Source organism: Vibrio astriarenae (assembly GCF_010587385.1).
GTDB lineage: Bacteria > Pseudomonadota > Gammaproteobacteria > Enterobacterales > Vibrionaceae > Vibrio > Vibrio astriarenae.
In genome coordinates, this window is record NZ_CP047475.1 from 2,400,672 (window position 1) to 2,415,267 (window position 14,596).

The 14,596-nt window shown below is 46.9% G+C and carries 11 protein-coding genes; 5 read left to right on the forward strand and 6 right to left on the reverse strand.

The window, feature by feature from the left end:
* Positions 1-80: 80 nt before the first annotated feature.
* Together aceB and GT360_RS11260 are read right to left on the reverse strand one after the other, a co-directional pair.
* Positions 81-1,718, reverse strand: coding sequence for a malate synthase A (gene aceB / locus GT360_RS11255; RefSeq protein ID WP_164648961.1), 1,638 nt, complete (start codon positions 1,716-1,718; stop codon positions 81-83).
* Positions 1,719-2,376: 658 nt separating this feature from the next.
* Positions 2,377-3,282, reverse strand: coding sequence for a hydrogen peroxide-inducible genes activator (locus GT360_RS11260; protein ID WP_164648962.1), 906 nt, complete (start codon positions 3,280-3,282; stop codon positions 2,377-2,379).
* Positions 3,283-3,492: 210 nt separating this feature from the next.
* On the opposite strand from GT360_RS11260, the gene GT360_RS11265 reads away from it, so the two are divergent.
* The 4 genes from GT360_RS11265 (at position 3,493) to glpD (ending at position 8,847) form a co-directional block, all read left to right on the forward strand.
* The gene (locus tag GT360_RS11265) at positions 3,493-4,101 is read left to right on the forward strand and encodes a peroxiredoxin C (RefSeq protein ID WP_164648963.1); all 609 of its coding nucleotides are present in this window, start codon (positions 3,493-3,495) and stop codon (positions 4,099-4,101) included.
* A 304-nt stretch (positions 4,102-4,405) separates the two neighbouring features.
* Positions 4,406-5,437, forward strand: coding sequence for a 2,3,4,5-tetrahydropyridine-2,6-dicarboxylate N-succinyltransferase (dapD, locus tag GT360_RS11270; RefSeq protein ID WP_164648964.1), 1,032 nt, complete (start codon positions 4,406-4,408; stop codon positions 5,435-5,437).
* Between the two features lie 170 nt (positions 5,438-5,607).
* Positions 5,608-7,164 (forward strand): glycerol kinase GlpK, encoded by a 1,557-nt coding sequence (gene glpK, locus GT360_RS11275; protein ID WP_164648965.1) that lies wholly within the window; start codon positions 5,608-5,610, stop codon positions 7,162-7,164.
* A 126-nt stretch (positions 7,165-7,290) separates the two neighbouring features.
* On the forward strand, positions 7,291-8,847 hold the full coding sequence (gene glpD / locus GT360_RS11280; RefSeq protein WP_164648966.1) for a glycerol-3-phosphate dehydrogenase: 1,557 nt from the start codon (positions 7,291-7,293) through the stop codon (positions 8,845-8,847).
* Between the two features lie 31 nt (positions 8,848-8,878).
* Here the strand turns inward: glpD and GT360_RS11285 are convergent, their stop codons facing one another.
* On the reverse strand, positions 8,879-10,063 hold the full coding sequence (locus GT360_RS11285) for an NnrS family protein (protein ID WP_164648967.1): 1,185 nt from the start codon (positions 10,061-10,063) through the stop codon (positions 8,879-8,881).
* Positions 10,064-10,343: 280 nt separating this feature from the next.
* On the opposite strand from GT360_RS11285, the gene GT360_RS11290 reads away from it, so the two are divergent.
* Positions 10,344-11,348, forward strand: coding sequence for a substrate-binding domain-containing protein (locus GT360_RS11290; protein ID WP_164648968.1), 1,005 nt, complete (start codon positions 10,344-10,346; stop codon positions 11,346-11,348).
* A 78-nt stretch (positions 11,349-11,426) separates the two neighbouring features.
* Here the strand turns inward: GT360_RS11290 and GT360_RS11295 are convergent, their stop codons facing one another.
* The 3 genes from GT360_RS11295 to GT360_RS11305 form a co-directional block, all read right to left on the reverse strand.
* Positions 11,427-12,653: an ABC transporter substrate-binding protein gene (locus tag GT360_RS11295; protein ID WP_164648969.1), complete on the reverse strand. Its 1,227-nt coding sequence runs from the start codon at positions 12,651-12,653 to the stop codon at positions 11,427-11,429.
* 128 nt (positions 12,654-12,781) lie between these two features.
* A complete protein-coding gene (locus tag GT360_RS11300; RefSeq protein WP_164648970.1) occupies positions 12,782-13,633 on the reverse strand; it encodes a carbohydrate ABC transporter permease in 852 nt (283 codons plus the stop codon).
* A complete protein-coding gene (locus tag GT360_RS11305) occupies positions 13,633-14,550 on the reverse strand; it encodes a carbohydrate ABC transporter permease (protein WP_164648971.1) in 918 nt (305 codons plus the stop codon). Before GT360_RS11305 ends, GT360_RS11300 begins: the two co-directional genes overlap by 1 nt.
* Positions 14,551-14,596: the final 46 nt, after the last annotated feature.

Consider the following 14,596-nt stretch of genomic DNA (forward strand, 5'->3'; position numbering starts at 1 on the left):
TCGACATCTGGCGGTGTAGGGGTTGCCACGGGCGAACAAGTCTTCACGTTATTGTGTTGTTGGTCTTTTCTCTGTGCTGATTAATCTAAGTATTCATAGCCCGGCACAGTAAGGAAATTGGTTAGCTCATCACTGGTGGTGAGTCGTGCCATCAAATCAGCGGCTTCGGTAAAGCGACCTTGGTTGAATCTCTCGTCGCCGATCTCTTGCTTCACCACCTCGATCTCTTCTTTGAGGTATCGCTCAAACAGCGCTTTGGTCACCACCTCTCCGTTATCAAGATCTTTGCCATGCTTAATCCACTGCCAAATTGAGGCTCGTGAGATCTCTGCGGTTGCTGCATCCTCCATCAAACCGTAGATAGGCACACAGCCATTACCGGAAATCCACGCCTCGATATACTGCAATGCGACGCGAATGTTATGGCGCATCCCCTGCTCTGTTCGCTCACCTGAGCAGGGTTCAAGCAGCATCTGCGCAGTAATTGGCTCATCGGTTTCTCGGCTAACATCAAGTTGGTTAGTGCGATCTCCCAGTACCCGGTCGAACACTTCACGTGCAGTATCAGCAAGCCCTGGATGGGCAACCCAAGTACCGTCATGGCCGTTATTTACTTCGAGCGATTTATCATTATGGATCTTGTCTAATACCTGCTGATTTTGCTCAGGGTCTTTCGCCGGGATAAAGGCCGCCATTCCACCCATAGCAAACGCGCCACGACGATGACAGGTACGCACTAATAAGCGTGAATAGGCATTGAGGAAAGGCTTCTCCATCGTAACGACTTGTCTGTCGGGAAGAATACGATTAGGGTAGTTTTTAAGTGTTTTTATATAGCTGAAGATGTAATCCCATCGACCGCAGTTTAACCCCACAATGTGCTCTTTGAGTGCGAACAGAATCTCGTCCATCTCAAACACAGCAGGTAGGGTTTCAATCAATACCGTCGCTTTTATCGTTCCAGTGTCTAAACCAAAGTACTCTTCGGTAAAGTGGAAAACCTGACTCCACCACTGTGCTTCATGATGCGATTGCAGTTTAGGGATATAAAAGTAGGGGCCGCTGCCTTTCTCTAATAACTCTTTATGGTTGTTATAGAAATAGAGCGCGAAATCAAACAGTGCCCCGGGAATAGCGGCATCATTAAAATGCACATGCTTCTCTTTAAGATGTAAACCACGAACACGACAGATGAGCACCGCAGGATCATCACTAAGCTCATACTGCTTACCATTGTTTGGATTCTGGTAATCAATCGTGCCGCGCACCGCATCACGCAAGTTCACTTGGCCATCGAGTACTTTTGTCCAGGCCGGAGACATAGAGTCCTCAAAATCAGCCATAAACACTTTTACATTTGCGTTCAGAGCATTGATCACCATTTTGCGATCCGTCGGTCCGGTTATTTCCACACGGCGATCTTGCAGATCTTCCGGGATACCAAGGATCTTCCAGCTACCCTCGCGGATATCTTGCATATCCTTGTTAAAGTCAGGGAGCTGTCCAGCATCGATCTGACTTTGACGTGCATCGCGAGCTTTCAAAAGCTCGTCTACTTGCGCGCCATAGCGAGCACACAGCAGAGACAAAAAGGTTTGGGCTTCGGTTGGGAAAATCGCTTGATGCTCTAGAGATAAGGTCTCTTTCACATCAAGCATGCCTAGGTTTTCTTGGGCTAGGTGTTGTGGGCTATTTTTCTCTGCGATGTTCGTTAACATAATCCGTCTTCCTTAGTCAGATTTCACTTGTAACTTTAAAACTACATTTAATTATCATTTTGAGCTCAATATAACCATTCAAACCTGCCGACTTGGGGAGTAAAAATCGATGGTGCGTTTGAATTCAATCTTCAAGGCTCTGCAGTCAAAGCGTAATAAAACCTTACATCAACAAGCCCTTGAGGAAAACACTAAAAGTTAACGAAAGGTTAAATTCAAAGTTTTATCTTGTTCCAAACAAGCGTTTAACTCACCATTCAATTTGTTACTAGTTACGTAATTTAATTACAGACATTTTCACCATAAATATGCGTTTTAAACGACCGTATGAAAACATGAGATCGAGTGAAAGCCACTTAAATGAGAGAGTTAAAAAACAAAACTGGATAAGAATCGAACAAGCAGCCAAAAGTGGGGTGTAAAATTAACATTGTGAAATTTCACAATTTTATGAAAGGTCCTACATTCTAGAGCTGTAAAATTTCACAGAGAAAAACACACTAAAAGAGCATTAATCTAAAAATTAGCCGGATAAGCAGAACAAACCACTGCCAATTTGGACTAATACGTCACCAGACTCAGAAGAGAGGAGGAAAGTCAGAGGAACAAAACGAAAAAAAAGAGCGCAAAATTGCACTCTTTTTCAATTTTTGCTTGTCTACAGTAGCTCTGATACGACTTCTGCTAATTGTTCAAACGTCTGCGCGCGGGACGTACTTGGTCGCCAAACCAAACCAATTTTACGATACGCTTCTTGACCGGGCGGATCGACAATGACCAGGTTCTGGTTGTCTAACAAACCGTGTTCAATTGCCATTTGCGGGATAAAGGTGGTCCCTAAACCGTTCGCAACCATCTGTACGAGGGTATGCAGACTGGTTGCACTGAATGGATTGATCTTCTCTTTCTCGGTTAATGAGCAAGCCGATACGGCGTGCTCAGTTAGGCAGTGCTCTCGTTCAAGCAAGAAGACAGACTCATTAGGCAGATCATCATAACGAATCGGGGCGGTGATCTGGTCAGCCTGATTACGACTGATGATCATCTTGAACGGATCTTGGCCGACGATACAACTGTGCATACCGTCAATATCCACCGGCAGCGCTAGAATCAGCACATCGAGTGAGCCTTGACGAAGAGCAGCCAATAAGTTGGTGGTGGTATCTTCTCTTAAAAGAAGATCTAGCTGTGGGTAACGGGCATTGACCTCTTGCACCAGATCGCAGAGTAAAAATGGGGCAATCGTCGGGATACACCCCACTCGCAATTGCCCTTGCATTGTTTCCCCTTGGCATAGATAGCCAAGCTCAACCAGGTCTTGTCCTTTCGCTAACAGTTCACGTCCGTGCTCGACAACCAGCTCTCCTGCTTGGGTAAACACAAGAGGACTTTTCTTGTCTTTCTTTTCATATAGAGGGCAACCAATCAACTCCTCCAGATTCTGGATTCCTTTACTAAGAGTGGACTGACTGACGAAGCACTTCTCTGCGGCTTCACTGAAGTGACGGGTTTCATGCAGCGTGATAAGGTAGTGCAGCTGCTTTAGACTTGGCCATTTATTCATAAAACTATCAGGACGTTCCCATCGGTTCTTAATCGAGCTCACATCTTTCGACAATCGCTTTTTTCGATTAACTCAATCTAATTAATTCGCTTTTTTCTATACTACGCTTTGTACTAGTATTTGTCCCGTACAAACACGGACTGAACCGCAGCTAATCTATTGCAGAATGCTACGCGGGTCAGACTTTAAAAATATTTAGGAGCAATAAAAATGGTACTAGTTGGTCGTCAAGCCCCAGACTTCACTGCTGCAGCTGTTCTAGGTAACGGTGAAATTGTTGAAAACTTCAACTTCGCAGAATTCACTAAAGGCAAGAAAGCAGTTGTTTTCTTCTACCCACTAGATTTCACTTTCGTTTGCCCATCTGAGCTAATCGCATTCGATAACCGCCTAGCTGATTTCCAAGCTAAAGGCGTTGAAGTAATCGGCGTTTCAATCGATTCTCAGTTCTCTCACAATGCATGGCGTAACACTGCTATCGAAGATGGCGGTATCGGTCAAGTTAAGTACCCACTCGTTGCTGACGTTAAGCACGAAATTTGTAAAGCATACGACGTTGAGCACCCAGAAGCAGGCGTTGCTTTCCGTGGTTCTTTCCTAATCGACGAAGATGGCCTTGTACGTCACCAAGTTGTTAACGACCTACCACTAGGCCGTAACATCGACGAAATGCTACGCATGGTAGACGCTCTAAACTTCCACCAGAAGCACGGTGAAGTTTGTCCAGCACAATGGGAAGAAGGCAAGTCTGGTATGGACGCTTCTCCTAAAGGTGTTGCAGCGTTCCTATCTGAGCACGCAGACGACCTAGCTAAGTAATTAGCTAAAACACCAGCGCTCAAACCTGGTGAATGGTTGGACAATATAAAACAAGTGCGAAAAGCACACTACGCCCAATCAGTTTTAGTAAAGTCAAATAATCAAAGCCCGAAGGAGACTTCGGGCTTTTTGTTTTCTTATACATCTGAATAGACAGAAGTGTCGCTAAAAAGACAATAGATATTTGTTTACGGACTTTACACTAAAAGCCCCTTTAAACTCGCACAGCGTCTATTTAAGATGAGTAATATCTGATGAGCACATGCAGTGCTCTTTTAATGAATTGATAGATGGAGATTCAATAATGGCTTACTTCTCTCTAGCCTTTGGTACAGCAACTAAAAACCGTGACGGTAAAATCATCGAAGCGTTTTTTCCAAGCCCAGTTCTAAACCCTTCTGAAGAGTTAGTTAAAGCACTAGCGCCAATCTCTGGCTATGAACAAGGCAACCAAGCAATTGAAATCACTCCAGCTCTAAGCGCTGAGCTTGCAATTGCATTCGCAGCAAACGGTGACGTAGCAAACGCAGCATTTGCAGAGAAAGCCGCTCAATCTGAGCAGCCGCTTGTGCTTGTTATCCTTGCAACTGACGAGCAGCCGCAATCTGTTGCTGAAGGTTTCTTGAAACTACAACTGATTTCTAACCGCCTAGTTCAACCGCACGGCACAGTACTTGACGGTATCTTTGGCCTGCTGCACAACATCGCATGGACAAACGAAGGCCCGATCGATCTGCCTGAGCTTGCAGAGCGTCAAATCGAAGCTCGCCTAGCAGGTCGTGCACTAAGCGTCGACTGTGTAGATAAGTTCCCTAAAATGGTGGACTACGTGGTACCAACGGGCGTTCGTATCGCTGATACTTCTCGCGTACGTCTTGGTGCACACGTTGGCGAAGGCACCACGGTTATGCACGAAGGCTTTATCAACTTCAATGCGGGTACAACTGGCGTGAGCATGGTTGAAGGTCGTATCTCTGCTGGTGTTGTTGTTGGCAACGGCTCTGACATCGGCGGTGGCGCTTCTATCATGGGTACACTGTCTGGTGGCGGTAAAGTGGTTGTTTCAATTGGTGAAAACTCACTGCTTGGCGCAAACGCGGGTCTTGGCTTCCCAATGGGCGACCGTTGTACTATCGAGTCTGGTTTGTACGTGACTGCGGGCTCTAAAGTTCGCATGCTTGACTCTTCAGGCAACGAAGTAGAAGTGGTTAAAGCACGCGATCTCGCTGGTGTTTCTGACCTACTGTTCCGTCGTAACTCAGTGACGGGTCAAATTGAATGTCTAGCAAACAAATCAGCGGTTGAGCTGAACAGCGAGCTACACAAAAACAACTAATGCCACTTTGGTATTAGACAGCTAAAGCCTTATTTCAAAAGGTGTGTAAACGGTCTCACTTCGAGGCCGTTTTTTATGACTTAGGAAACACTTTCACCCCTTTTTTCTCACCTAATTCACGCTTGTGTGCATAATTTAACCCATACTTATAAAAAGAATGGATATCGATTATGCCAGACTTAAATTCCAATAACGCTACCCCAACCGACCCTCGCTATATTGTCGCCCTTGACCAAGGAACCACCAGCTCTCGTGCGGTGATCTTGGACGGACACGCGAATATCGTTACTGTATCCCAACGAGAGTTTACCCAAATCTACCCCAAAGCAGGCTGGGTTGAGCATGACCCCCTAGAGATCTGGGCAACCCAAAGCTCCACCATGATTGAAGCGCTGGCAAAATCAGGTATTCGCAGTGATGAAGTTGCGGCTATCGGTATCACCAACCAGCGTGAAACAACCGTGGTATGGAACAAAAACACCGGCAAACCTGTCTACAATGCCATTGTCTGGCAGTGTCGACGCACTTCTGATTTGTGTCAAAAACTTAAGCAGCAAGGTGTCGAAGACGATGTTCGAGAACGGACAGGGCTGGTTCTTGACCCGTACTTTTCTGCCACCAAGATTAAATGGATTCTCGATAATGTTGAAGGGGCTAGAGCACAAGCCGAGGTGGGGGAACTGCTTTTTGGCACTATCGACACTTGGCTTGTTTGGAAAATGACTTCGGGTCGAGTGCATGCTACCGACTACACCAACGCCTCTCGTACCATGCTTTTCAACATCAATACATTGGAGTGGGACCAAACACTACTCGATATGCTCGATATTCCTCGCTCCATGATGCCAGAAGTAAACGCCTCGTCTCATATCTACGGCCAAACCAATATCGGTGGTAAGGGGGGAACACGAATTCCAATTTCGGGTATCGCTGGCGATCAACAAGCCGCACTCTTTGGGCAAATGTGCGTCTCCGCAGGTCAAGCCAAGAACACCTATGGTACGGGCTGTTTTCTCCTGATGAACACAGGTAAAGAGAAGGTCGCTTCGAGTAATGGCTTGCTCACCACCATTGCCTGTGATGCCAAAGGGCAACCAAGCTATGCACTTGAGGGTTCTGTTTTCATGGGGGGCGCAGCGATTCAGTGGTTACGTGATGAGCTAAAACTGATTTCCGATGCGAAAGACTCTGAGTATTTTGCCACCAAGGTCGACTCTTCAAATGGCGTTTACGTCGTTCCTGCGTTCACAGGGTTAGGCGCGCCTCATTGGGACGCGTATGCACGAGGGACTATTGTTGGTCTGACTCGCGGCACCAGTAGCAATCATATTATCCGTGCAACTCTAGAGAGTATCGCTTATCAAACCTACGATGTACTTAATGCGATGCAAGCAGATGCGTGCATTAACATCAAATCACTGCGCGTTGACGGCGGCGCGGTCGCCAATGACTTCTTAATGCAATATCAAGCAGATATCCTAGATAGCGAGGTGATCAGACCCAAAGTGACTGAGGTCACCGCCCTCGGTGCTGCCTACCTTGCCGGACTCGCCGTTGGCTTTTGGCAAAACATTGATGAGCTCAAAGACAAAGCAGAGATCGATACCCGCTTCATGCCTCACCCTGATGAAGAGAAACGCCAGCGCCGTTATAGAGGCTGGAAACGTGCGATTGAATGCGCACGCCTTTGGGCCTCCTTCGAGGATGAAGAAAACAGCACAAACTAACGACTACCCTCCATCTGTAAACGATTACAGTAATGTATTGGTAAAACTAGTGTCCTTGATCGCCGTATAAAAATCGTCAGACGATAACGGCGACTTGGTAGGGACAATAGACTTAGGAATAGTGATATGAATGGACGAACCAACCCTCATTCAACCGCAAAACAACCACTAGATATCGTGGTGATCGGTGGTGGCATCAATGGCGCTGGCATTGCTGCGGAAGCGGCAACACGCGGCTCAAAAGTGGCCATTTTCGATGCCGCCGATTTTGCTTCCGCCACCTCTTCTGCCAGCTCAAAATTGATCCATGGCGGGCTGCGTTACCTTGAACACTACGAGTTTCGCTTGGTGTCAGAAGCGCTGGCTGAACGTGAAGTGTTACTACAAAAAGCGCCACACTTAGCATTCCCAATGCGTTTTCGCTTGCCACATCGACCGTTTCTTCGCCCTGCTTGGATGATTCGCGCGGGGTTGTTTCTGTACGACACACTCGGTAAACGACCGATTACCGGACGTGAAGAGTCCGCGCTGGCGGCAAGCCAACGAGTCAATTTGAGTGATACGGGACTATTCAAGCCAGAGATAAAAATTGGTTTTGAATATTCTGACTGCTGGGTGGATGATGCGCGCCTCGTGTTGGCTAATTTACAAACCGCGAGATCTCATCAGGCGATCGTCAACAATTACTCGCGGGTTGAAAGAGCAGTGCGAGAGCAAGGGCTATGGAAGGTCACCGTGCACAACCAACGCTCTAATCGCAAAGAGACCTACTACTGTAAATCCCTCGTAAATGCGGCAGGTCCTTGGGTTAAGCAGTTTTATGATCACGGCCTCGAAAGCCCATCTCCTCGTAATATTCGCCTGATTCAAGGCAGCCATATCGTCGTTCCCAAGATCCACGACAATGATGAAGCCTACATTCTTCAGAACAAAGATGGACGCATCGTGTTTGTTATTCCTTACTTAGGCAAATACTCTATGATTGGCACAACTGACCAGGAGTATCACGGCGAGCCTCGCGAAGTAACAATCACTGATGGTGAAGTTGATTACCTGATTGATGTGGTCAATCAGCATTTCGTTCATGATGTACAAAAAAGCGATGTTGTGTGGACATTCAGTGGAGTAAGACCACTGTGTGATGATGAATCTGACTCACCTCAGGCGATCACTCGTGATTACACACTGGAGCTTGAGCAAGAGCTGGATGAGGCACCACTGCTCTCTATCTTTGGTGGTAAGCTCACCACCTACCGTAAGCTTTCTCAAGCCGCGATCGAAAAGCTCACCCCCTACCTGCCTAACATTCAAGCAGCCAAAGAGAGCACTTTACCGCTGTTTGGTGGCGATATGGAGGCCAACCTACACGACTTCATGCTGCAACTCGAAGTCATGTACCCATTCATCGATAAAGATCAATTGCATCGCTATGCACGCCAATATGGCTCGCAAGTTCATCAGTTGCTTGAGGGTATTAAATCACTAGAACAGCTGGGCACTCACTTTGGGGCTTCACTGTTCCAGCATGAGATCGATTTCTTAATGAACACTGAGTGGGCGCACCACACCGATGATATCATCTGGCGCCGTACTAAAGTTGGCCTAGAGCTATCCCAAGAGCAGATACGAGCCATTGATGACTATGTTTCGCAGCAACACCAAAAGCTTAGCTACCTAGTGTAGCTCTTTATCATTTTTTAAATAGAACCGACGGCTAGCCAGGGTGCCCATCGACACGAGCAGTGATGAGCATCTTGGCAAACTTCACCACATACAAACCAAACGCAACAATCCACATAGCTGCAGCGACTTCAATCCACTGTATCATCCACTCAGGATAAAGGGCAGTGCCAATACTTCGCACAACCGCAGCAACAACAAGCAAAGCAAAGGCTAACCACATACTTGGCCCCTCATAGATAGCACGCCCAGTGTGCCCCATTGTCACTCGTGCGATCATCGCAAGAATCACCCCACCGAAGGTACCAATCGCGAATAGGTGAATCAACGCATGCTGAGCCATTGGGTTATCCCATGTCCCGCGTAGAATTAGGCTTACAGGTAAACATAGGTAACTTAGATGCAGTGACCAAACCAAAGGCTCACTAAGCGTTAACCAAGGTTTCCAGCGCATCACTCGAACAAGTTGAGCCACACCAGCAAACAGCATAATCGGTGCCGCGAGCTCGGAAAACGTCAGCGGGAAAAAGCTCAAAACGAAAAGGATCACGATAGGCAAATTACTCGCCCATTCAAGCCATAATAGTGGCTGTGGTTTATCGAAATTAAAGCGACGCGCCGTAAAAAAGGGAATCACTCTCGCACCCATCACTGAAAGCAGTAGAGCAAACCACCACAACATAGCTTGCCATACGGCACTTGAGCTAAACGGTGGCAACCCTTTTATCGTCGCATAGCTGGCAAAGTTCGCGACTATTGCCAAAACAAAAAGCGGCACAAAAAACAGGTTACGCCAACCTTTTGATTTAACCACACGTACCCCAACTTCATAGGCACACAACGCCATGAATAACGCCTCAATACTGGAGACTAGCCATAGCGGCGCTGGCGTCCAAAACAGCACTCGTACCAAAAGCCAAAGAGCGACGATAATGCCAAGCCGATAAGATTTAGTGCCGGGCATCCCCGTCCAGTTTTGTACTGCGGTGAGTACAAACCCCATCACAATCGCCATACCAAAACCAAACATCATTTCGTGCACATGCCACCACAGAGGTGGAACATTCAGCAGGGTTGGCGCGCCTTTTTGAAACATCCATACCCACAAAGCAATCGCAACAACCGCATAAATGCTTCCCAACAAGAAGAAGGGTCTAAAACCCAGTCGTAACACAGGAGTGATCGCCTCTTCGACTCGACGATCGGTAATATTCAGCATGGTGGGTTCTCGTATTTTTAATGATAAAACAAGTCTACGCTCATTTTTAAACATGCACAATGCATGCATGTTTTATGGGCAAACGTTACCAACAGATTAAATTCATAAAAATCATAAAGATAAAAATTTCCCAAAATTAGTTTATTTCTAAGGTTGCTCTGCTGTTACACATCAGGTGTAATATGTGGGCAAATGCACCATGATGCAAAGCGCCAATATGTAAAACCACCTCACAATCCGGGCTCAATGACCTAGCTTATTGAGGTGCAGGGAGAATCAAATGGCTACTATCAAGGATGTTGCTAAAGAAGCTGGCGTATCAGTCGCAACAGTTTCTCGCGTCCTCAATAACTCACCTAAAGCAAGCAAAAGTTCAATGGAAGCCGTTCATGCTGCCATGAAGTTGCTCGGCTACCGCCCCAATGCCACTGCAAGAGCGCTTGTCAGTAAAAGCTCAAATACCCTTGGCGTTCTCGTCAGCGACGTTTCAGATCCTTTCTTCGGTGCAATGGTTAAATCCGTCGACGATGTTGCCCATCAAGACGGCAAACATATTCTTGTTGGTAATGGTTACCATGACCCAGACGAAGAGCGACGAGTGATCGAGCTGCTAATCAATAGCCGCTGCGACGCGCTAGTTCTTCACTCGAAAGGCCTAAGCGATGAAGAACTCATCGCCTACGCAAAAGAGGTAAAAGGCCTAGTGTTGATCAATCGCACAATTCCAGAAATTGCCGAGCGTTGTATCTCACTAGATAACTACCGCGGCGCATATTTAGCCACTGAGTATCTCATCAAGCAAGGGCATCGCAAGATTGCTTGCATAGCCTCAAACCATAAAATTGAGGATGCTGACGAACGTATCAGAGGCTATCGTGATGCTTTGAAAGACAATAATATAGAATTGCCTGCCTCTTATATCGAGTATTGCGAACCCAACAGTGATGGCGGTGAGCAAGCGATGACCACGTTATTAAGTAAGTCTCTTGATATGACGGCAGTGGTTGCTTACAACGATTACATTGCTGCAGGAGCGCTGTCTATCACTCAGGAAAACAGCATTTCAGTTCCCGATCAGCTCTCCATTATCGGCTTCGATGATGGTTTGATTGCGCGTTACGTCTACCCTCGCCTCACTACTATTCGCTACCCGATCAGCATGATGGCAGAAAAAGCCGCGCAGCTTGCCTTAGCGCTTTCTCAAGCTGACAGTGAACATGAAGATTCTATTCGCTATACACCAACACTAGTGCGTCGAGATTCTGTTGCTCAGTTACGTGATTAACAATTAGCATCAAGCGTAAACATCACACATAAAAAAGGCTCCTTACGGAGCCTTTTACTTATCAATCTATAGCAACACTTACTTAAACGTGCGCTGTCTGGTCTTTTCTAGTTTTTCCAGAATTTTATCAATACGGTCAGGGTGCACCATAAACTGTTGGAAACCCTTCATCCCCTCTTTCGCCATTGCCGGATCAGTGTCTCGGTCATAGAACTGCGCTGTACCTGCCGCGCTGTTTAGCATTGCCACACCTTTGTTCAAGAACGGGTCGTCTTTCACACTGGCCTCATTGTTGGTCGGGATTTGCAGCATCATCTCATTAATCAATGCTTGGTTCTCAGCTCGGGCAACAAACTCAAGGAACTTACGTGCATCCTCTTTGTTTTCTGCTTTGCTAGGAATATGCAACGTATCCATTGGTGCGTCTTCAGCCAATGGTACTGCCGGGTCAATCACCGGGAACTGGAAGAAGCCCATATTATCTTTTATGTCTTCTGGGAAGTTCGGCGTTATAAAGTTACCCATCAGATACATAGCCGCTTGACCGTTGTATAGGAACGGCTGTGCTTCTTGCCAAGAGTATGAAGCGTGGCTGTCTAGGAAGTAGTCTTTTTCAACCAGCTGTGCCCAATTGGCAAAGGTTTTCTTCACACGCTCATCAGTGTAAGGTACCTTGCCATCCATCAACTCGATGTGGAAATCTAGACCATTAGTACGCATGTTGAGGTAGTCAAACCAACCAGCGGCCGTCCAAAGATACTTGGTACCAATGGTAAATGGCGTAACGTCGTTGGCTTTCAGTGTTTCAGAGGCTTTTAACAGCTCATCCCATGTTTTTGGCTCCGCAATACCAAACTTATCAAAGATGTCTTTGCGGTAGTAGATGCCCCACTGGTAATAGGTGTAAGGTACACCGTATTGCTTACCATTCACCGTCATGGCTGGCTGAGCGGATTTAAATGTTTCATCCATACCTTGGTCTTTCCAGATGTCACTCACATCTTCAAACAGACCACGATCAACAAACGTCTTCATACGGTTGCCTGCATACCAGAACACCACGTCCGGTGGGGAAGTCACCAACCAGTTGCGAATCGTGGTTTTGTACGCCTCATGATCGTACAAGTTGTATTTCACATTGATGTCTGGGTATTCCGCTTCAAAGCGTTTAACGATCTCTTCCCACGCCTGCTTGGGTGCGGGGTCAGAGGCATCTGAGTTAATCACTAGCTCACTCGCCCATGCGCCGGTTGATAGTGTTGCACCAAGCGCGAGGGAGGCAGCAAAGGTTTTCACGTTTTTCATAGTAGGGTCCTTATCGAGAGCATTAAGCTCTATTCCTGTTCTTGTTGTTATTATTTTCAAAGTAGACCATCTGGCTACTTTATCTCATTGAAGAGAGGAAACTGTGACCTCCCTCGTCAATGAAATTCTTATCCTTTGGTGGCACCTAGCGTGAGGCCAGCAATAAAGTGGCGCTGCATCGTAAAGAACAGCACTACCGGAGGTATCGCAGCGACAATCGCCCCTGCAGACATCAGTTGCCAAGAGGCCAGCCACTGCCCTTGCAGTGAGCTTAAACCCGCAGTGACAGGGCGAACTTCGTCACTTTGCACCAAGACTAATGCCCAGAAAAAGTCATTCCAAATGAAGGTAAATACCAGCACGGATAAGGCAGCTAAAGCTGGGCGTACAAGCGGTAACACCACATGCCAGAATATCTTCCATTCAGATACACCTTCGACTCGTGCCGCCTCAATCAAAGCGTCAGGGATACCAACGATAAAGTTGCGCATAAACAGGGTACAAAAACCGGCTTGGAACGCGACATGGAAGAAAATCAGCGCCCAGTGCGTATCGTAAAGCCCGAGCGAAATGGTCAAATCACGCACTGGAATCATGAGAATCTGGAACGGAACAAAGTTACCCGCAATGAACATAGCAAAGATCCAGATATTGGCTCTAAAGCGGTATTTTGCCAGAGCAAACCCGGCCAAGGTCGACAGTGCCACCGCCCCTGCCACTGCGGGTAGGGTGATCAGCAAACTATTGATGAGGTACTGGCCCATTGCGGTTGCCGTAAAGACTTGAGTGTAATTTTCTAGAAACTGAATCTCACTCGGCCAGCCCCAGTAGTTACCCACGTTGATGTCCTCAATTGAACGAATAGAGGTCATCATTACAGCAATTAAAGGCAGTAGCCAAAGTACAATAGAGATAGGTAGCGCTATTCGATAACTGATGTTAGTGAAAGCGCCAGCACGTTGAATCGGTTGTGGGTACATTATTTCTCACTCCTTAGCATGCGCCACAAGAAGTAGGCGATATACACATCCATGATTAAGAACAGCATCACAGAGACCGCTGCGCCATAACCCATTCGGTAGTTAAAGATAGACTCTTCATACATCTGATAAGCCAACACCGTTGAGCTCCCCCAAGGACCACCAGCCGTCATTGTCGCCACCAAGTCGAATGAACGCAGAGCACCGATCACGGTAACCACAATGGCAATAAACGTGGCAGGTCTAAGCTGTGGCAGAACGATATACCACAACATTCTCAGCTTCTTCGCCCCATCAAGGCGCGCCGCTTCCAATTGCTCTGGATCGAGGTTATTCAAGCCTGTTAGATAGAGAATCATGCAGTAGGATATTTGCGGCCATAAGCCTGCAGCGATAATACCGTAGGTCACGTAGGTCTCATTGGCGAGAATGGAAACAGGCTCAAAACCAAACGAGGTGAGCATGATGTTAAACAAACCAAAAGAAGGGTCATAGAACCACGCGAATACCAGGCCTACCACCACTTGTGAGATAACAAAGGGGAAGAAGAACAGCGACTTAACAACTCGTATTCCACGCACCTGCTGATTGAGGAAAAGTGCAATTGCTAACCCGATGGGTGGTGCCAACATAAAGAAAACCAACCACAAAAAGTTATTCTTCAAAGACGTATAGAACGCCTCAGAGTCAAACAGCTCACGATAGTTTTCGAGTCCAATCCACGTTTTTTCACCCAACCCATCCCAGTCGTAGAAGCTAAGGCTAATACTCTCGAATATGGGCAGGATGACGTATACCGTAAATACAATTAGCGCAGGCATCATAAAAAGCCAAGGGGATAGCTTGGTGCTGATGCGTGATTTTTTGCGTGCCGATGGCAACGCGTTTTTGGGGTATGTCTTTAGAGCGTCTGACATGAACTTCACTCCATGCGTTCATAACTCTTTATCACTATTGAAGTTC